A 20,449-nucleotide genomic window follows, 5' to 3' on the forward strand; every position below is an offset into this window, starting at 1 on the left:
CTATGGAGAACACCCCATGCTGAACCTCGCTGAATACCGGCGGCGCCCCGCATTGCTGTCCGACTGGCTGCCTTGGGCCGGGCTGGTTGCGCCGGGTGTCGTTCTCAACAAGGACGGTGCGTTTCAGCGCACAGCGCGGTTCCGGGGGCCGGACCTGGACAGTGCGACGCAGGGCGAGCTGATCGCCACCTCGGCGCGCCTGAACAATGCGCTGCGGCGCCTGGGCTCGGGCTGGGCGCTGTTTGTGGAGGCCGAGCGCCGGGAGGCGGGTGACTACCCACAGTCTGTGTTTCCTGAACCGTTGTCCTGGCTGGTCGACGAAGAGCGGCGTTCTGCCTTTGAAGAGGACGCGAGCCACTTCGAGAGCCGCTACCACCTCACGCTGGTCTACCTGCCTCCCGAAGAGGGCAGGGCGCGCGCCGCCAAGCTGCTCTATGAGAACGGCAAGACCGAAGGCGTGGACTGGCGCGAGCGCCTGGAGGCCTTTGTGTCCGAGTCGGTGCGCTTCCTGGACTTGCTGGATGGCGTGATGCCGGAGATCGACTGGCTGGACGATGCGCAGACGCTGACCTACCTCCACGATTGCGTGTCCACGCGCCGGCATCCGGTGGCGGTGCCGGAGGTACCGATGCACTTGGATGCGCTGCTGGCGGATGAGCCGCTGGTGGGTGGACTGGCGCCGATGCTGGGAGGGATGCATCTGCGCACGATGTCGGTGCGGGGATTTCCGACGTCGACCTGGCCGGGTGTGCTGGATGACCTGAACCGGCTGGGCTTTGCCTATCGCTGGTGCACGCGCTTCCTGTGTCTGGACAAGGCTGAGGCTGAAAGGGAACTGACTCGCCTGCGTCGGCAGTGGTTTGCCAAACGCAAGAACATCGTGGCGCTCTTGCGCGAGACCATCTTCCAGCAGGAGAGCCCGCTGGTGGACTCGGACGCGTCCAACAAGGCGGCAGACGCCGATGCAGCACTGCAGGCCCTGGGCAGCGACCAGGTGGCGTTTGGCTATGTCACTGCGACGGTCACCGTGTTGGATGCCGATGCGACCGCCGCAGACGAGAAGCTGCGCGCGGTGGAGCGGACCATCCAGGGCCGGGGCTTCGTGACCATCCCCGAGACCCTGAACGCGGTCGAAGCCTGGCTGTCCTCGATCCCTGGGAATGCCTATGCCAATGTGCGCCAGCCCATCGTCTCCACCCTGAACCTGGCGCACATGATGCCGGTGTCGGCGGTATGGGCGGGGCAAGAGCGCAACAAACATCTCGACGGGCCGCCGCTGATCGTCACGCGCACCGATGGCGCCACGCCGTTCCGGCTGGTCACGCACATTGGCGATGTGGGCCATACGTTGGTGGTTGGGCCCACGGGCATGGGCAAGTCGGTACTACTCGCCACCCTGGCGCTGCAATCCCGGCGGTACTCGAACTCGCGCATCCTGGCCTTTGACATGGGGCGCTCGATGCGGGCCACGGTCCTGGGACTCGGCGGTGAGCACTATGACCTGGGACTTGACGGCGAGATCGCTTTTCAGCCGCTGGCGCGCATCGACCAGGAGGGCTACCGCGCATGGGCCTCGGAGTGGGTTGAGGGGCGGTTGATACACGAAGGAATATCCGTCGGTCCTGCGGAGAAGGATGCGGTCTGGTCAGCCCTCAACAGCCTGGCCAGCGCTCCGGTGGAACAGCGCACCCTTACTGGACTGTCTGTGCTGCTGCAGTCGAATGCCCTGCGCCAGGCGCTGCAGCCCTATGTGCTGGGCGGTGCCCACGGCAAGCTGCTCGATGCGGACGTGGACCGGCTGGGGTCCTCGTCGGTCCAGTGTTTCGAGATGGAAGAGCTCATGCACAGCAAGGCAGCGACCTTGGCCGTGCTGTCCTATCTGTTCGCGCGTTTCGACGAGCGCTTTGATGGGGCACCAACCTTGTTGATCCTCGACGAGGCCTGGCTGTTCCTGGACGACCCGGTGTTCGCCACGCGTATCCGACAGTGGCTCAAGACGCTGCGCAAGAAGAACGTGTCGGTCATTTTCGCCACCCAGTCGCTGGCGGACATCCAGGGCTCCAGCATTGCGCCCGCCATCGTGGAGAGCTGCGCGAGCCGGATTTTTCTGCCGAACCCGCAGGCGACCGAGCCGCAGATCCGGGTGATCTACGAGGGCTTCGGGCTCAACGGCCGGCAGATCGACATCGTCGCGCAGGCCACGCCCAAGCGCGACTACTACTACCAGTCTCGGCTGGGCAACCGGGTGTTTGACCTGGGGCTGGGGCCCGTGGCACTGGCGTTTGCGGGGGCGTCCTCGCAGGAGCACCAGCGCGACATCGATGCGGTGGGTTCTGCAGCTCCCGATGACTTTGCAGCTGCTTGGCTGCGCCATCGCGGTTTGGACTGGGCTGCGAGCCTCATCCCTTCGTTTCCACCGCTTCCTGCGATTTCAAACCACTGAAGGAGGTTTTCATGAACTGCAAGATGAAGTCTCAACTGCGGCGCGTGGCACTGGCGGCCATTGCGGCGCTGTCCCTCGGCGCGGCGGTGCCTGCGCAGGCCCAGATGTTCGGGGGGCGCATCGTGTTCGATCCCTCGAACTTCTCCCAGAACATCCTGACCGCGGCGCGCACGCTGGAGCAGATCAACAACCAGATCCGCCAATTGCAGAACGATGCGCTGAACCTGGCCAAGCTGGATTCCAGCGCGCTGGGCGAGTTGCGGGCAGCGCTGGGTGCGACCAACCAACTGATCCGCCAGGCGCAGGGGCTGGCCTTCAACGTTCAGCAGATGGAAGCCGAATTCCGGCGGCTGTACCCGCAGGCCTACACCGCCTCGATCTCGGGCAACCAGATGGCGCTGGATGCGCGCCAGCGCTGGCAGAACTCGCTGGAGGCGCTGCGTACTGCGACCCAGGTGCAGTCGCAGGCGGTGCAGAACTTCGCGAGCGACGAGCGCACGCTCACGGACCTGGTCAACCGCAGCCAGTCGGCCGTGGGTGCGCTGCAGGCCATGCAGGCGACGAACCAGTTGCTGGCCCTGCAGTCGCGCCAGGCCATGCAGGCCCAGCAGCTGCAGATCACTCAGGACCGGGCGATGGCACTGGAGCAGGCACGCCAAGTGGCGGTGCAGGAGCGGGCGCGCGAGGTGCGTCGGCGGTTTCAGGGCGAGGGGACGCCGTACACGTCAGCGCCGGTCAGCTTCTACGGTCAATGAGGGGGATGCCGGCGTGGGACGCGCGCTTGGTGATGAATGGCACAAAATCGCCTCACGGTTCGACGAAATCGCCTTTGATGAGCCAGTTGAGCGTTACGCGCATTTCGCCGCCCACGCGCTGAGCGTCAAGCCAGCCATTCGCAACAACGAATCGGTGGCCGCAGCGGCGAATGAGCTCTATGCCACCGCGAGGAAGCTGTACGTCCTGCGTGCGAACTCTGAGGGCGACCGTCTGCTGTTTTCGCAAGCGGAGCAGCTCTACCCGCTGCATCCGCTCACGCTAGCGTCTTTGGCTGTTGTATCCAAGCGTTATGGACAAAGCGAGCGCTCGTTCCACGCGTTCTTGCGCGGCGACGAGCCTTTTGGCTTGCGGGAATTTGCGCAGCGCCACGAGGTGGATGCGCAAGCCTGGTACAGGCTTCCGGACCTGTTCGACTACCTCTCGCATGGCTATGGAATGCGCTTTCGCGACTTGGCGGCCGAGCGTCGCTGGGCTTTTGCGTTGGCGGCAGTCGTGCGCCAGGATTTCGATGACCTTTCCCTTCGTGTCCTTAAGAGCGTTGCCGTTCTGGAGCTGCTCGGCGCTGGTCAGGCTTTGCCGGTCACGCCAAAGCTGATCGCCTTCGCCCTTGGTGATCGCGAAGCGGGCGTGGCGGCATGCTGTGACGACTTGAAGGGCAAGGGTGTCCTCCTGCGCCGCGGCGCCGCAGGCTATGGTTTTGCCGTCTCTGACGCAGTGAACATCGAGGCCGTCTACGAGAAGGCTGCTCGAACTGGAGAGGATCAGTTGGCCATCAGCGGCCTGTCGCATGCACTGTCCCAGCGACTGATCGTCGCGAACAAGCACTACGACGACACGGGCACAATCCGCACCATGGCGGTCATTGCTGGATCGCCCAACAACTGGCCTAAGCACCCTAAGGTCAAGGCTGACGAGTTGCAGCCGGACGCATGGCTCAAGCTCATATTGGCTGTTAAAGATTCGGACGCGGAACGCCAGGCGCGAGAAGCCGTCAAAGAGGAAGGGAACCTGCTCACGGTTTCGGCCGTGCTTTCTCTGCAGCCAGAGAGCCGCGCCGCACTCGCCGAATACGCGGTGTGGCTTGCCGTGCAACGCGAGGTTGATCAAAGGCGTCTGGATCCCTGGACCAGCCAGTACGTGGCGGGACGTGTACAGACCACACGCGAGTCGATTGAGCTTCTGGTTCTATCTCAGCTAATGCCTGCGCCAGAGCGGCCAGGTCCGCAGTACTGGTATCAGGGTAAGCCAGTCCAGAAGAGCGAGCTGATGAACCTCAGTCAGCTATCCTCCTGGTTGTTTGACAAGGTGTACGACGCTTCCCCGCGCATCGTCAATGAGTTGATCAACAAGGATCGTCCGCCGTCCGCAATTGTCCTTGCGCGGCAGCGCATGTTTGAAATCATCCTGGGCGGCGATCGGTCGCGGCCGATCTCCTGGGCTTCTGAGTTTCCGCCCGAACGCCTCCTGCACCACACGCTGTTGCGCCAAACAGGTTTATGGACTGAAGAGGACGGGCGGTGGGCTTTGAGTGAGCCGTCTGAGGGCGCCACTGTCGATATAGCAGGCGCATGGCAGCGCATCTCCGAGTTGCTTCGTGCAGAGAAGCCGCCGAGCTTCCAGCTCCTGCTAGATGCGTTGGCCGCTCCGCCCTTGGGCATTCGAAACGGGCCTGCCGGTGTTTGGATCGTGATGTATCTGCTTGTGCGTCGCAGCCGGTGCGCGCTTTTCGAACGCGGCACCTTGACGCTTGAGGTCACGAATGAGGTACTGCATCGCCTCTACAAAAATCCCGCCGTCTTTGAGTTGCGCGAGCTTTCCGCGAACGAGAGCAGCACTAGGCTGCTGCATGACTATCGGAATGCTATCGCCGCCATCGGATCAAACATTGGCGGCGAATTGACGTTTGTGGAAGTGGCTCGCAGTCTCTATCGTTGGTGGGGAAGGCTGCCAGACTTCAGTCGGCAGACGACCCGCATCTCCAAGGCCGCCTCCCTCGTACGCAGCATCATCGGTAAAGCGCAGGACCCTATCGAACTGTTGACTGTGAGCCTGCCGAGAGAGCATCACGAATCGAAGTCAAAAGAGAGCTTTGCGGATTGGTTGACTGCGACGCTGTCGGAGCTGGGTATGGCTCATCGAAAATTGCATGAGCAAACTGTTGCGGAGATTGGTGTCGCGTTCGAGATGTCCGGACCCTTGAGTCGCATTCGCAATCAACTGCAAGCCGAGTGCGCGAACGCGGCAGCCGACCTCGCAGATGCTCGGCTGAAGAGCTTCATCCTTCGGTGCACGGACTTATCCCTAACCGATGAGAAATGGGTGGACTCTTTGGCCAGCTTAATTGTTCATCGACCGCTTGACGCGTGGGTGGACGACACCGTCGCCCGTTTCACGCGGGAACTTAATGAGCTGTGCGGACAGTACAAGCGCTGGCTGAGACTGATTTCCCAACGTGGCAAGGTCCCCAGGGAGGCGGAACGCTACGTTGGCGTGACGCTCACCATGGCGGGGGGGCAGGAGTCATCCCTTTTCTTCTCGGCTTCGAAGGCCTCCGAAGGCGTCGCCCGAGAAATCAGCGAACTGGTACGGCGCGCCACCAAGGGCGATACTCAATTGGCTGCTTCAGCACTTGCCCAGGTGCTGCTGGAAGTTAACGGCGCAACGGCAACACAACAAGATGCGGAGGTGACCAATGGCGAACGAAAAGCGGGTTAGGCACATCCTGAGTCTGTCCGGTGGTAAGGACAGCGCGGCACTGGCGATTTACATGCGCGACCGTGTACCTGAGATGGAGTACATGTTCAGCGATACGCGCAAAGAGCTGCCCGAGACTTACGAATACCTCGAGCGCATCTCAAGCTATCTAGGCAAACCCGTGACCCGGCTGAACGCCGATATCGGCTTTGACCACTGGTATGAGATGTACGGCGGAATGATCCCCTCCAATCATCGGCGCTGGTGCACGCGCGCGCTCAAATTGAAGCCGTTTGAGATTCACTGCGGGGACGATGAGGTAGTGAACTACGTCGGCCTTCGAGCTGATGAGGAGCGCAGTGGCTATATCAGCCATAAGGCAAATATCAAGGCGGTCTATCCGTTCAAGGAGGACGGTCTCGTGCTCCGCGACATCGAAGAAATCCTGCGTTCTTCTGGGGTGGGAATGCCCCCGTATACGCAGTGGGGTCGGACTCGTTCAGGGTGCTACTTTTGTTTCTATCAGCAGAAGATCGAATGGGTGCGATTGAAAGAGACTCATCCTGATCTTTACGAAAAAGCCAAAGCCTACGAGAAGCCGTATGAAAAGACGGGCAACTTCTTCACTTGGAGCCAAGGTGAAAGCCTCGCGGAGATGGAGGCTCCGGCCCGCATGGATCAGATAAAGCGTGAGCACGTGATCCGGATCGAGCGTAAGGCGGCCCGAAAGGAAAATGCCACGCTCGCGGAGGTGTTTGCTCAGACCACCGAAGCAGAAGCCGCTGACGATGATGACGATCAGGGATGCCTGGTCTGCCAGCTTTAACTGCTGGGCCTGAACATGGCGTTTGACTTTAAAGCGCGAGTTCTACTCGAACTGGGCGCCGAGCTAATCAGTTCCGACGCAGTCGCGCTGTTTGAATTGGTGAAGAACTCCCTGGATGCTAAGTCGCCAACAGTGGAAATTGACATCAGAATCGGCATGCAGCATTCTGCGTATGCTCAACTGATGGATCTGCTGAACGATTACGCTTTGCAGGAGGAGGAACATGGTGCGTCCGACTTCGTGGCAGATACATTTAACGAGGCAGTTTTTGATGAACTGGACCCGAAAGCGACCGATTGGTCCCGCGCTGCCTTTGTGGAGCACTATGGCACCCCAACAACCGTTAATCACGCTATCGCATCCCTCACAAGTGCTTACGCGGAGTCCAATCGAATCTTTGTGAAAGACGTCGGCGACGGCATGTCCGAGCGACAACTTACCGACAACTACCTGACTGTTGGCACCCCTGATCGGTTAAACGAGAAGCGGGAGATCGCGACCAAGGCGATCGGATCGGGATCGCGGTTGCACTTCATCAAGACTAGCGAGCGGATCCCTTTGGGAGAAAAAGGGATTGGGCGGTTTGCAGCGATGCGCCTTGGTCATTTGGTGCGCGTGCGAACTAAGAACTTTGGCGAGCGTACGTGGAACCGACTAGTCATGGATTGGCGTCCCGCATTTGCCGATCCTACCCTCGACGCGACTGATCCTTTGCTGGATTTTCGGCCTGCTACGGTTGCCGTTAAGGGGGAAGAGTACAACGAACAAGGCACGACTATCTATATTCGAGACCTGCAGAGCGATTGGTCGCTCGAGAAGGTGTCGACGATTGTAAGAAATGATCTGGCAAAGCTTGCTGATCCATTCGCGTCGTTCCGAGCCAACAAGTTTTTGAAGGTGACGTACCAAGGGGAAGTCGTAAAGGTCCATCCCCTTGATCGCGAGCCATTGGAGGCTGCCGACGCGGTCATTGAAGCGACGTTTCGCTATGACTTGGAGGGCGAGCCTGCTCTATCCATCAATGTGAACTACAAGAAGCATGGTCGGGAGAAGACTGAGAAGCTCGTTGGCGACCACCTACGTGCGTGCGTGCGGGAGGAACTTTCTGCCAAGAAGCTAAAAAAGCCTAAATTGTTGCTTGATGCAGAAGTCGTCGCTCGCGCATTGCGTCACCTGGGTCCTTGGGAGCTCAAGTTCTACTGGTTCAATCGCGGTAGGTTGCAACGCGATGAGCGCGAACTCTGGGATTTATCCATCAAGTCTTTTCTCAACCAGTGGGGGGGGGGCTTCCTTGTGTATAGGGATGGATTCAGGGTGTATCCGTATGGGGAACGCTCGGACGACTGGCTGGATCTCGACCGAAAGGCGCTAGCCAGCGGTGCATTTAAGCTGAATCGGGCGCAGATCGTGGGATACCTTCGACTGTCCTCGATTGCGAACCCGTTGCTGCAGGACCAGACAAACCGGGAAGGGTTCCGCGACACCGTCGATAAGGAAGCACTGCGGCGTCTACTTCGGTATGTAGTGATCGGCTCAACGCGTCAGTTTTTGGAGGAGGTGGAGCGTAAGGTTCAGCCACCGATCCGAGAAGTCGTGGAGGAGGTTGAAGAGCGAATTGCCACGTCTAAAGATGTGGCAATGTCCAGCCTCCGAAAGATTGAGACCAATGTGCCCGCCGAGAGACTGAACATTGAGACAGTACGGCATCACCTTGAGGAAGTGAGCGAGGCTTGGGAGCGCGCAAAACTTCGCATCGCGCATCTCGACAAGGAGATCGACCGGTACATCCATTTGGCTGGCGTTGGATTGATGCTGGAGTTCATTGCTCATGAACTGACGCGGGTCACACAGGACACGCTCAAGGCCGTTGCAAGCGGAAGAATGCCCGCAGCGGCGGTTGAAGCGCAGCTCAAGACACTGGAAAAGCGGGTCCGGATACTTGACGAATTGAGTATTCCTGGCCGACAGATTCGCAAGCCTGAAAGCGTGCGTGATCTTGTGGAGATGCTCGTCGAATTTCACGATGCCAAGGCTGCGAGACACAATATCGAGGTGCAAATTGTTCCCGCTGCTGATAAGCGCGAGTGGACAGAGCGGCTCGAGAAGGGACAATTTCTCCAGATTGTGGACAATCTGCTGAGCAACTCTTTCTACTGGTTAGCTAACCGCCTAGATTCGTCGAAGAAGGGGGTGATCCGCATTGACCTGGATAGAGTCGGGCGGGAAGTGCGCGTTACCGATAACGGGCCAGGCATCTCGCCAGACCGCAGGGAACGTGTGTTTGATCAGTTCGACACGACTAAGCCGCCGAGGGAGGGACGAGGCCTTGGACTCTTCATCGCTAGAAAACTTGCACAGGAAAACAAGGCCAGCCTCAGGCTCGCGCCGCCGGGAAATGATGGCTTACTTCGCACATTTGTTCTCGCTTTTGGCAGTGAGGATAGCGGTACTGAGGGGTAAAAAAATGTCAGAGGGGGCGACAGTGGAGGATCTGAAAATTGTGCGGGCAGTTGTGATTGATGATGCACTGGGCGCGCCTGCACGCGGAACAGTCAATCCTGAAGACAAAGACGCATGGGCCGATCTCATTGCCGGGGACGCAGTGGCGCAGGTAGCTCTGCGAAAGCTTGTTTATTCAGAGGCAGGGCCGGAGCTTGACGCTATGCTGGAAGAACTCACCGGGCAATCCGCCAAACTAGACCTACTTTGGGCGGAGCATAGTAAGGGGGCCGACAAAGCGATGCTATTGGACGTGCTGTTCAAGAGTGCCATTCTTCACCGCGATGCAAAGCTTGAGAAGGCGCAGACCGTCGTCGATAAATTGTCGGACATGCTTGGAGCTGCGAACGTCTACCCCTTTCCATCTATTGATGCAGCCTCAACGGCCTTGGAGTCCGCTGACGTAGCCTTTGTTGACTTCTACTTGAGTAACAGTGAGTCGGAAGATGCGGCGATAGAGCGCATCACAAATTCCGCAGAGTTCCTTCGCCGACCAAAGCTGCTCTTCTTCATGTCCTCAAGAGCATCTCTTGAGGTTCAGAAAAGCGTGAGGGATAAGGTGAAAGTAAGAAGCGCCTTCTTCGACGTCATGCGGAAGTCAGACATTGAACCTGAGTTCGTTGCATCAAAGCTTGAGGCAAAACGGGCATCCTACGCGGGCAACAAATCCCTGGAGAGCTTGATCAACGACTTAGTTGAATCCACCAAGAGCGCACTGTCCGAGTTCGAGGGAGAGTGTCAGGAGCTTGAGTTGCACGACTTGCGAATGCTGGATCTTGCGCGCCTCAACGCAGAAGGTGAATCCCTAGGCGAGTACCTGACCTGGCTCTTCTCTGAGTCGGTCGCGGCAAAGACGCGTCGCATAGCGCTGCCGGCGACGGCGGCGACGGCGATTCCCCAAGAGGCTATTGGCTTCACTGGCCAGCTCGATCAAGGAAAGGTCCTTTCAGATCAGTTCGCGGAAATTGTCTTTGGCCCGCCAGTGCCTTCTGGGAAAACAATTCGTTTTGGAGAACTGCTTCGATACAAGGGGACGCCAAGATATCTCCTGGTTCTAACGCCAGCCTGCGACTTGCAGCGTTGCGATCCAACGAAGCCAGTCTTGTGTGTGGAGGGGGCAGGAGAGACATTTGTCGGCTCGAAAGCGTTCGCGAGAGAGAAGCTGTATGGCAAGCAAGACGATGGTCGCGTATGCCACCTCTTCACCCAAATCGACACCGACAAGAGCACCTCTATTCTGATTAGCTGGAAACCCGCGATGGCGGTCATGCATACCGTCAGTGAACTCGCCACCGCAGGATTCGAGCGTCTTGCCTTAATGAACGAACTCTTCGCACAAGAGGTCAAGGAGGAGGTGCTCAGATCTATGGGGAGGGTTGGTACCCAAATCGATCCCCCACCCACAATGGCATACCACGCGAGGGTTCGTTGGAAGTGGGATGGCAAAGGATTTCGCGAGAATGAAACACCGAAGGACGAGTTCGTTTCAGCCGTTCTCACGTATTCCGAACAGAATGACGGGGTAGTCCGAAAGAAGGTTCCTACGCTCGTTCTTTCCGACGAGTTTCGCTTGTGGCTGCGCGCCCGTGTAGAGGAGGACGCCCCACCCGGCGAGTCCCCGCAGGGGGGGATGCCGAAAAAGCTTCGCAATGCTTTGGATGCCGTGCTAAGTGCCAAGCAACTGACACTTCCGGCTCAGTTCACGCATAAGCTCCATGAACTCACAGTGAAAGTTCACGAGACGGGAGACTCTGTGCCAGACGCCATCGGCTTCCTACACATTGATCTGTGGCCCGCCTAAAGACCGGGTCTGCGAATAAAACTCGGGCTGGTTATATGCCCCACGTTCCAAGGCTCACCCGTTGTTCGATGGGGCCGATAGAACTACAGGGCACTGCTGATGGCCACCGTGGTGGAGTTGATGGATCTGGTATCTCTGGGCCGACGGCCCTCACTCTATGCGGTTGCCAAAAAGATGTCGCAGTTTGTCCACGGCTTAGGTGGTGTGCTCGCGCTCTGTGTACGCACCTTGAAAGACGTGCTTCATGGAGCGTATTTGTTGTTTTAGCGCTACCGTACCCCCGCCAGTACCCCGAGAAATTTGTAACTTCGCGGAAGGCGCGTGGATAATGGCGACTGGCAGGTTTTTCGATTCCGCCCCAGGCCACCAAAACAACAAGCCTCTGCATCAGTGATGGTGCAGAGGCTTTCTTGTATCTGCACCTGCACCTGCATCGCATGTGCAGCAATTCCCCCAAATTTCCGAACGGGCGCGCGGCACAGGCTATAATGCTAGCTTGTGTTGGCCCGGTAGCTCAGTTGGTAGAGCAGCGGATTGAAAATCCGCGTGTCCGTGGTTCGATTCCGCGCCAGGCCACCAAACGCATTCCCAAGCCCATCCTCTGTGATGGGCTTTTTTGCGTCTGGCGCGGGCTCAGCGGCTGGGCGGCGCCGTGCCGGCAGCCCTGTCAAGCAGCACTTGCTTGAGCCCTGCCGGGAAGAGCGCCGGGCCGCCCGGCATGTCCAGCGCCGCCACATCAAACCAACGCGCTGTGCACCAAGTGCCGTTGTTTTCGCGAAAGCGGATCTGGTCCAGCTGCGCAAAGGGCGCTGCATCAAACACAACATTGGCGATAAACAGCACCTCGTGGCCTGCCGCCCCGTGGTGCGTGTAGAGGTTCTCCATCACGATGGGCGGTCCCTGGACTTGCACCGCCACGCCCAGCTCCTCGTGGAACTCGCGTTGCAGCGCTGCCTGCCAGCGCTCGCCAAACTCGACGCCGCCGCCAAGGGGGCGCACCCCTGTCAGGCGGCCCGCATCATCGAGGACCTCGGTCGCCAGCAATTGGCCATTGCGCCAGTGCAGGCCAATGGCTTTGACTTTGATGTGCTGGGGTGGGCGCCATGGGGTGACAGACATGCTTGTTTCTTGCTAAAGGCTAGGGCGTACGGGTGTGGATGCTGAAGCGTGGCATTCGCATCATCTATCCGTCTCGGCTTCAAGGATTCAGGCGATCTCACTCAGCCAATGTGCCAGCGCTTTGCCCCGCTTTGTTTTGCTCATGGCTCCCAGGGCCAGTAGCAGCCGAGCGGAGTCGTCATCTTCGCAGTACAGATAGGCCAGCGGCACTTGCAGCGCATCGGCGATCAGCCGTGCCGTTTTGATGGGTGGCTCATGCGTGCCCAGCTCATAGCGGCTGATGCGCGCACGGCTTGCGGATTCATCAATGCCAATCAACACGCCCACTTTTTCTTGCGACCAACCCAAGTCTTCGCGTCGGGCTCGCATGCGGCGGCCTAGAACGGTCGAGGTAGGCGTAAGGAGGGAAGGCATGTCACGAGTCTCGTGACTTTGTGGTAAGCTGTCGTCACGAAAAACGTGACATGGAGAGGCAGGGAGGAGATGGCTTGGGAAAGGAGCTCAAAAGGTGAGCGATGGATCTATGGCCAACGAGTGCGGCCTTGTGTGGAAGGGAGGGCGTGGGCGGCACACAGCAGTGCTGCGGCCGACAAGGCGCCTAGATCAAGCACTGTGTGAACGCAGCCGCTCACAAAGCTGCTGCACGATACCGGTGACAAAGGCGCGGTCCGCCGGTTCCAGCTCGGACAGCCAGGCGCTGATCCGCATCGCCTGGTCATCGGGGGCGGTGGAGCTGTGGGCGAGCAGATCGGCGATGCCTACCCGCAGGATCGAGGCAAGGCTTTCGAGTGTATGCAGTGAGGGCACGGAGGCCCCGCGCTCAAAGCGGCTGATGGTCTCGGGCTCCACCTGCAGACGCTCTGCCAGCTGCGCCTGCGTCCATTGGCGCGACTTGCGCAGCTGGGCAATGCGCTGGCCCAGCAGTTGGGCCAAGGGCTTCTCGGCAAGCTTCTTATTGATCATATCTGTCTAGTTCAAATCCAACAGTTATGGTTGTGTGCCGGTGCGGAATGGGCCAGAATGCAATATGTGGAATCCAATGCAATTTCGCTATATGTGTTGCCGTCCCCGAGCGCTGCCAGGGGATGGGCAGGCACGGTTTCAGAGCATCCTGGCATGCACATCACCTAATGAAAGGAACTTCGCGCCATGGAGCAGGCACAGCCGCACAAGCGCCACCGCCCAGCGAGCGACAAGACGGCTGGGCGCAAGGCCGTGATGCAGACCAGCTTCACCGCAGCAAGGCCGGCTGCCAAGCCAGCGGCCGCGGCGCAGCGCCGGTTTGGCGCGATACAGATTGGCATTTGCGTGCTGTTCTTTGTCGAAGGTCTTTGGGGCCTGGTCCTGGTGGGCTGGCCGGCGCTGAGCCTGTGCGTTCTGGGGGCGATATACATGGTCAAGGTGGCCAGGCGCCGTAGGGCGCCGCAAGGCAGCGGTAAGCGCTAAGCCCACCACGCCCTCCGAATGAGGCGGTGGTTGGCGCTGGGCATCGCCAACAACAGCGATGGCGGCAGGAAAAAAAGCATGCGGACATGCTGCTCTGTGTATAAGACATGTCAACAAATCTAATTTCAGCCGCCCATGTAATATTTTGCAAGGCCAAGGGGCTACGATGGTTACAGATGACTACATCACCATCCCCACCGTCTGCCCGCGCTGATAAGCCGCTTCAGGGTCTGCTGCCGCCAGATCTGTGGAAGCTGCTGGCCAGGCACGACATCACCACGCTGGCCCAGGTTGAAGCGCTGTATCCGGCCAAGCTGTTGAAAATCCATTACCTGGGGCCGGTGCGTTTTCGGCAGATCGAGGCGCTGCTTTTTCCCGGGCGGCGCTATGAGGTGCCTGTGCTGGCACCGATCGAGACAGAAGATTTGGATGGCACCTCGCTCGAAGGCCTGGTGTCCCGGCGCGTATTGATCACCCTGCGCCGGCATGGCATCAAGACCGTGCAGCAGCTGGTCGCCGCCTATCCCCGGCGCCTGGTGGAGATAACGGGCTTTGGTATCAAGGCGCTGCGTGAAGTGGAGGCCACGTTTTTTGATGGGCAGCGCTTTGAGCCGATGAAATCAAGAAAAACCATAAGTAACACGATTAAGCAAAGATGATTATGATTTCATCAATATGGCAAATGGTTCCGCGTCACACCCTGGCACTTCACTAGAAGGGAAGCTGCCTGCGCCATTGGTACGGATTCTTGTGCACCACGGCATCGATAGCGTCGAGGCGGTGCGCAAGGCTTACCCGCTGGGGCTGCTCGCCATCAAGGGCATCGGCCTGCTGCGCCTGCGCAAGATTGAAAAGGCCTTTTTGCCCGGCCAGTCCTATGTTCCCATGCATGCGATGCCCGAGTTGCCCTTTGTCTCCGGCTCTTGTCTCAATGGCTCGCTGCCCGTGGCCATCGTGCGTGCACTGGCGCGCGGCGATATCACCACCCCCGAGCAACTGCGCCAGGCCTACCCCCATGAACTGCTGAAGATCCGCTCGCTGGGCGAGGGCTCGCTGCGCGAGATTGAGCGCGTCTACTTTCCAGGCCAGCGCTACGTGCCGCCAGGCAACGGAAAAATCCGCTAATCGGGACAGTTGTCTTTGTTGTCCTATTTGCAGCAGCGCTGCCGACTACGGTTGCGCTGACCGGTGCGTCTGCGTCTGCGCTGACCTCTATCCTCTGCACCCCCCACACCTCACTCTGGACAAGCAGCGTTGCTGAGCCCGCCTCGGGTATGGCGCTGCTGGCTTCCCCTGCTTAGCTCCCCTCCCATCCCGCCCCATGTGCTTGTTGTGCTACGGCATGCCAGCGGTGTGCAGCGCTATCTGCGCGCTGGTCCCGGTGACGCGGACAGGAATCCTGGCGCAATAAATGCGCTAAAAGTCCATTCCTCGACAGGCATGATTAAGTGCAGCCGATGCCCTATCGATGATTAATTTATAAATTCAATAAAATGACCTTTGCAATAAAACAAAGGAAATTGATATTTACCAAATAATGGTCGCATCCGACTGTGGCAAATTTGAACAAGCAGCTCTGGAAATGGACAGCAATCGCTATAGCGCTTGACCATTTTTGCAGTTGTATGGCAATGTAAGCAGTGCGAAATAGTAATGAAGAGGCGGCATAGGAATTGGCTATTTGCTCTCTTGTAGCGATCTCCCCTGGCAGGTGACTGTGAGCGCTTCTGCTCTGTATTTGTTTGGTAATTTCAATTTCAAAGGATGCGCATGATTAAATCTAGCACGCAGTCCGCTGGTATTGCCGGCGTTGCTTTTCCTGGCATCCCATCGCGCCTAGCTTCTTATTTAAGCCTGTGCGCATTAGGTGGATCGGCATTGCTGGCATCGGGTGCTGCTAATGCAGTGCCGGGGGTGCCGCAGGCACCGTCTGTGATATTCACAGAAGACTTTCAGAATATCGAGCCAGCCACCAGCGGGGATATTCTGACGGATTATGTGGGTGTAACGGGCCAAACCTATACGGCAGCCCCGTCTTGGCTCACAGGCTGCAACGGGCTGATGTCATCGGCAGACCAGCCGGTTGCGGGAGCGGATGGTCAGGCAGCCAGCTGTGGCGGCCAAGAGCCATGGAATGTGACCCAGCAGCTGGCACAGGCGATTGGCACCTTCAAGGGCCAGGCGACCCCCGCGACCAATTTCGCCGTGTCGGCCTATACCTCCAACAATCCTGGCGCGGGCAATGTGGAGTTTGAAACAGTGACACCGCTGACGCTGCCGATCCCCAGCCGCTTCATCGCCGTGGGTATCGATGTGGCAGCCGCCAACTGCTACCGGGCCAGCGCACCACAGTTGCAGTTCGCTTTGCTCGATGATGGCACCCCAGTTGCTGCCGGTGGTCAGATCAATGGATGTGGCGGCACGTTGCAGGACATGCCGGCGCTGGGCGCTGCTGGCGCCGCGACGGCGGGGCAAGGTGCGCGGGTGGGCACCTATACCAGTGGCGGTGTACTGGTCAACAGCGCCTCCGTCGGCATCCGCATGACCAATGCCAATGGCAGTGGCGGTGGCAATGACCATGCCTTTGACAATATCCAGTTGCTGGATGTCAGCCCGACCCTGGATAAATCGTTCAGCCCGGCAACCCAGCCAGTAGGCGGCGTGAGTGTGCTGACCTTCACGATCACCAATACGACGGAGCTGGGTGCCAAGGCCGGCTGGTCGTTCACCGACAACCTGCCCGCCGGCCTGGTGGTGGCGCCCACACCGGCAACCGCCACGACCTGCCCCAGCGGCGTCGTGACGGCAGCAGCTGGTGCCACCAGCATCGATGTGACCGGCAATCTGGCCGATGCGATGGAGTCCTGCACGGTGTCCGTCAGCGTCACATCCGCCACGGCCGGCGCCTATGCCAATGGCCCGGACAACATTGAATCGGCGGGCTTGAACCCACCGCAGGTGTCCACCGTGACCTTCACTGCGCCCAGCACGCCATCCAACCCAACACCGGTTCCCGCCAATGCGCCTTGGGGCGTGCTGCTGCTGTCGACCTTGGTCGCAGGCTTTGCCAGCTTGCGGGCCGCTCGCAACCGCGCCTGATCTGGCGCGCTGCGCCAGCGCAGCACCGGGTTAGCTCCCTCCACCAAGGCACAAGGCCTGGGTTCAGCACCATGCCGAACCCAGGCCTTTTTTTATCGGCGGACGCTGTACCACTACCAGCGGCTCGCGCCGCCAGCCTCTCAGCGGCGCTGCGCGCGTCGCAGCACCAGCATGCCCAACAGCGCCATGGCGGCCACCATCAGCAGCAGCTTGATGGTATCCAGCGCAGGCACTGCAGCGGGCACAGCAGGCGCCGTGCGCACCAGCGTGTTGACGAAGGAGGCCGTGTTGCCATTGGCTGCGGTGACCAGCGTCACTGGCGCGGGCAGGCTGGTGCTCCAGGTGTAGCCTGCCGGCGCCTCGGGCATGGTGGGCGCTTCGCTCACGGTGCAGCTGGCGCCCTGGGGCACGTTGGTGATGGCGATGGCCCCTGCGTTGCTGCCGCTCAAGCTCACTGCCGTAGTAAAGCTGCCGTCTGCACCGCAGTTGGCGCTAAAGCTGAAGCTGCCGCTGATGCCCGCTGCCGGGCCGCCGGCCACGGCCTTGCTGATCGTGATATCGGTGTTGGCGCGCGCCAAGGTGTTGACCAGCTGCGCGCTATTGGCCGCTGGGGGCGCTGCCATCGTGACGGAGACGATGGGCGCGGGGTCTTCCACCCAGAGATGGTTGGCGGGCGGCGTGGGGCGCGTGCCCTCGGTCACCACGCAGCTGCCGCTGGCGATCACCGGCGTGGTGGAGACGCTGCCGGTGGTGGCCGTGTCCAGCGTGATCGAGGTGTTGATCGCTGGCGCGACCACGCCGTCGCTGCCGGTGCAGACCACCGAGACGGGGAAGCTGCTGCCCGTCAGATCCACGGGCGTGACGTTGGCGGGCCAGACCACCTGCTTGGAGATGGCAAGCTGCGCGGCATGGCAGGCGAGGCTTGCGGTCGCTGGCGTATTGACCTGGCCGGTGGGCGAGACAAAGTCGGTACCTGGCGTGATGGTGTTGGTCACCGACGGGGTGCTGATGCATGCCTGGCGGCCGGCATCGGTGTTGGGCCATTGCACGGGCACGGTGATGGTGCAACCGCCACCAGGAATGGTCATGCCACTATCGCTGATGATGTCCGAGCCTGGCACGGCACTGAACGTGCCAGCGGTGCAGGAGTTGCTCACGGCGCCCGGTGCCACCACCAGGGGGGCAGGCAGTTTGTCGCTCAGCGTCACGTTGCCGATGTCCTGCGATGTGCTGTTGGACAGCGTGATCGTCAGCAGCGTGGTGTTGTCACTGCCACCCAGATAGAGGTCCGTTTTGTCAAAGCGCTTGCTGACCTTGGGCAGGCCGCAGGCGCCGCTTTCCGAGGTAGCGGCATTGAGGAAGGCGGGCGCGACCTTGCCTTGGTTGGTGGTCCAGGGTGGGCCGTAGAAAATCGAGATATCGACCACGGCAAACACGCAAGCGCCTCGGCCGGCATTGGATTGCACGGTGGGAATCAACAGCCCATAGACATTATTGGTTGGCGTTGTGCCTGCCGGTGGCAGCGCTCCGGCTACGTACAGTGCGTTGTTGGCGGGCACGTTATTGATGTAGGTGATGTAGCCGCCCTGCAAGGGGTTCAGTGCCGTGAACGAGCCCGCATAGGGCGAGTTGGTGTTCAACGGGAAAGCGCCATATGCATTGACGGTGGTGCCCAAGCTAAACGTGGACTGGGTGCCGGCATTGAGCGTATCCACCATTCGCTGGGCATTTTGGGCGTTTCGGTTCTCGCAACAGCCATCGACAAAGAAGACGATGGAGTTGGCCCAGCGATTGGCCACCGCCGTCTGCAGCACGGCCCAGTTGCTCGGGTCGACCGCCTTGTAGGTGCTCGCCACAATCACGATGTCATAGGCTGAGCCAGACGCGGCGGTAAAGGTTGCCGCGGAGATCGCATTGGCATTGCCCAGCACGGACCTGCGTGTCAGTTGGCCAGAGCTGGGCAGTGCACTGGTAAATTCGTTCTCAAGATTTTGGTAGGCCGCGATGGCATCGGCGTCTTCAGGATTGGGCCCTGCGGGATCCGAGTTGGTGGTAAGCAGCAAAACCTGTTGTGCCAGCGCATGCTGCGCACCCAGGCACAACAAAAAAGCTGCCAGCAGCAGCCTGAAAAACATCAATGGATTGGTCATGTCTCTTCCCATGGAATCTGCTCAGCCACAAAACGCAGCACATAGCCTCATCCAGCAATGTAACTAGTAGATGCTATATGTATCAATATGAATCATAAACCAGGCGTGTAATGGCCGATGCAGGCGCTCGACAAAGCCATGCATGGACCTTCAATCCAGGTCATGTATTGATTAATTAAATGGGAATGTACTGTCTATTGATGATTGGGCGTGTATGTTTTTGCCCGCCTGCAGCGCGAATGCAGCAAACAATTGTCAGCCCAGAGGCAGCCTTCACTGCCGCCTGCCTGCTTTCTTAATTGCTATCAAAAGTGGAGCGTTTTAAGGTTGGAAATGTCTGCCCTGCCCGCCGCAGGTCCTTGGTGCGCCCATCACACTCTGGCTGCCCAGACCACAGCCGGGCGGCTTGCCCATCGGCCACCGCGCTGGGGCTGGCGCAGCGCCTTAAAACTCCAGGTTATCGATCAGCCGCGTACTGCCCAGGCGTGCCGCGCCCAGCGCCACCAGCGGCGCGCTGGCCAGCTCGCCGTCGGCCGGTGCCAGTAGGTTGTGGCGCTGGCGCACGGTCAGGTAATCGGGCTCCCAGCCCAGGGCCCGCAGCGACTGCATGGCCTGGGCTTCGAGCGCAGGCAGGTTGGCGGGCGCGTTGCGGGCGGCGGCGGCCAGCGCCTTCAATGCTTGGGACAGGGCCATGGCCTGCTGGCGCTCGGCGGCGCTCAGGTAGCCATTGCGCGAGCTCAGCGCCAGGCCGTCGTCGGCGCGCGCGGTGGGGCAGCCGATGATCTCGATGGGCAGCGCAAACTGCGCCACCATGCGGCGGATGACCATCAGCTGCTGGTAGTCCTTCCAGCCAAAAATGGCCGCGCCCCCGCCGGTGCTGGCAAATACGCAGCTGAACAGCTTCATCACGACGGTGCAGACCCCCGTGAAAAAGCCGGGGCGGAACTCGCCCTCCAGAATGTCGGCCAGTGCCGGGTCCGGCTGCACCTTGAACAGCTGGGGCTCGGGGTACAGATCCTTCTCACGCGGGGCAAACAGGATGTCGCAGCCGGCCGCCTGCAGCTGGGCGCAGTCGCCCTCCCAGGTGCGGGGATAGCTGTCGAAATCTTCGGTCGGCAGGAACTGCAGGCGGTTGACAAAGATGCTCGCCACCGTCACCGCGCCATGGCGTTTGGCCTCATGCACCAGCGAGATATGGCCTGCATGCAGATTGCCCATGGTGGGCACAAAGGCGGGCCGGCCGCGCTCGGCCAGGGCTTGTCGGAGTTCTGCGATGGTATGGGTAACTTGCATGGTGGGCATGGGCGTTGCCAGCGGTGGTGCAGGGAGCGCCGAGCATAGCAGCACACCCATGGATTTTGTATAGGGCTATTAGAGGGGTCTATGGTTTGCCTGCGGTCGCCGCATGCGCTTGCCCTATAATTTTCCGGTCGCGGCGCGCAAAGACCGTTCTTGCAGCGCACGCCTGGGTCAACCGACTCCGTGTCAGGCCAGTCGCATTTGGGCCTCTGCATCCGCTAGGGTACAGAGGCTTTTCCCTTTTTATACCGGCACCGGATCTGCATTTTTGCAACCGGCATGCCTTGATTTTTTCG

The 20,449-nt window shown here is 59.9% G+C and carries 15 protein-coding genes and 1 tRNA gene; 11 read left to right on the top strand and 5 right to left on the bottom strand.

Features of this window, described 5'->3' with window-relative positions:
- Positions 1–16: 16 nt before the first annotated feature.
- The 7 genes from trbE (at position 17) to WH367_RS10960 (ending at position 11,619) form a co-directional block, all read left to right on the top strand.
- Positions 17–2,443, top strand: a complete 2,427-nt coding sequence (gene trbE / locus WH367_RS10930; protein ID WP_339536026.1) for a conjugal transfer protein TrbE — start codon at positions 17–19, stop codon at positions 2,441–2,443.
- Between the two features lie 23 nt (positions 2,444–2,466).
- Positions 2,467–3,198, top strand: coding sequence for a P-type conjugative transfer protein TrbJ (gene trbJ / locus WH367_RS10935; RefSeq protein ID WP_339536131.1), 732 nt, complete (start codon positions 2,467–2,469; stop codon positions 3,196–3,198).
- Between the two features lie 13 nt (positions 3,199–3,211).
- Complete coding sequence (locus WH367_RS10940; RefSeq protein WP_339536028.1) at positions 3,212–5,935, top strand: hypothetical protein; 2,724 nt, start codon at positions 3,212–3,214, stop codon at positions 5,933–5,935.
- Positions 5,913–6,740 (top strand): phosphoadenosine phosphosulfate reductase domain-containing protein, encoded by an 828-nt coding sequence (locus WH367_RS10945; protein WP_339536029.1) that lies wholly within the window; start codon positions 5,913–5,915, stop codon positions 6,738–6,740. Before WH367_RS10940 ends, WH367_RS10945 begins: the two co-directional genes overlap by 23 nt.
- 15 nt (positions 6,741–6,755) lie before the next feature.
- On the top strand, positions 6,756–9,200 hold the full coding sequence (locus WH367_RS10950) for a sensor histidine kinase (RefSeq protein ID WP_339536031.1): 2,445 nt from the start codon (positions 6,756–6,758) through the stop codon (positions 9,198–9,200).
- Positions 9,136–11,040: a hypothetical protein gene (locus tag WH367_RS10955; protein WP_339536032.1), complete on the top strand. Its 1,905-nt coding sequence runs from the start codon at positions 9,136–9,138 to the stop codon at positions 11,038–11,040. Before WH367_RS10950 ends, WH367_RS10955 begins: the two co-directional genes overlap by 65 nt.
- A 503-nt stretch (positions 11,041–11,543) precedes the next feature.
- Positions 11,544–11,619: transfer RNA gene (locus tag WH367_RS10960), tRNA-Phe, on the top strand.
- Between the two features lie 54 nt (positions 11,620–11,673).
- On the opposite strand, the gene WH367_RS10965 is transcribed toward WH367_RS10960, so the two are convergent.
- From WH367_RS10965 to WH367_RS10975, 3 genes are all read right to left on the bottom strand, one after another.
- Positions 11,674–12,159: an NUDIX hydrolase gene (locus tag WH367_RS10965; protein ID WP_339536034.1), complete on the bottom strand. Its 486-nt coding sequence runs from the start codon at positions 12,157–12,159 to the stop codon at positions 11,674–11,676.
- Between the two features lie 87 nt (positions 12,160–12,246).
- Entirely contained in the window at positions 12,247–12,573 is a 327-nt protein-coding gene (locus tag WH367_RS10970) for a helix-turn-helix domain-containing protein (protein ID WP_339536035.1), read from the bottom strand.
- A gap of 189 nt (positions 12,574–12,762) precedes the next feature.
- Entirely contained in the window at positions 12,763–13,122 is a 360-nt protein-coding gene (locus tag WH367_RS10975) for a helix-turn-helix domain-containing protein (protein ID WP_339521036.1), read from the bottom strand.
- Positions 13,123–13,308: 186 nt separating this feature from the next.
- On the opposite strand from WH367_RS10975, the gene WH367_RS10980 reads away from it, so the two are divergent.
- The 4 genes from WH367_RS10980 (at position 13,309) to WH367_RS10995 (ending at position 16,704) form a co-directional block, all read left to right on the top strand.
- On the top strand, positions 13,309–13,605 hold the full coding sequence (locus tag WH367_RS10980) for a hypothetical protein (protein ID WP_339536036.1): 297 nt from the start codon (positions 13,309–13,311) through the stop codon (positions 13,603–13,605).
- Between the two features lie 107 nt (positions 13,606–13,712).
- Positions 13,713–14,264 carry a DNA-directed RNA polymerase subunit alpha C-terminal domain-containing protein gene (locus WH367_RS10985; protein WP_339536038.1) on the top strand — a complete coding sequence of 184 codons (552 nt, stop codon included), beginning with the start codon at positions 13,713–13,715 and terminating at the stop codon, positions 14,262–14,264.
- Between the two features lie 91 nt (positions 14,265–14,355).
- Complete coding sequence (locus tag WH367_RS10990; RefSeq protein WP_339536040.1) at positions 14,356–14,730, top strand: hypothetical protein; 375 nt, start codon at positions 14,356–14,358, stop codon at positions 14,728–14,730.
- A gap of 1,011 nt (positions 14,731–15,741) precedes the next feature.
- Positions 15,742–16,704, top strand: coding sequence for a DUF7933 domain-containing protein (locus WH367_RS10995; protein WP_339536042.1), 963 nt, complete (start codon positions 15,742–15,744; stop codon positions 16,702–16,704).
- 140 nt (positions 16,705–16,844) lie between these two features.
- Here WH367_RS10995 and WH367_RS11000 read toward each other — a convergent pair whose 3' ends face one another.
- Both WH367_RS11000 and panC read right to left on the bottom strand, forming a co-directional pair.
- Complete coding sequence (locus WH367_RS11000; protein ID WP_339536044.1) at positions 16,845–18,854, bottom strand: DUF5979 domain-containing protein; 2,010 nt, start codon at positions 18,852–18,854, stop codon at positions 16,845–16,847.
- Between the two features lie 444 nt (positions 18,855–19,298).
- Positions 19,299–20,147 carry a pantoate--beta-alanine ligase gene (gene panC / locus WH367_RS11005; RefSeq protein WP_339536046.1) on the bottom strand — a complete coding sequence of 283 codons (849 nt, stop codon included), beginning with the start codon at positions 20,145–20,147 and terminating at the stop codon, positions 19,299–19,301.
- Positions 20,148–20,449 lie beyond the last annotated feature (302 nt).

This window comes from Comamonas sp. MYb21, from assembly GCF_037479395.1.
In the GTDB taxonomy this organism is placed as follows: Bacteria; Pseudomonadota; Gammaproteobacteria; order Burkholderiales; family Burkholderiaceae_C; genus Comamonas.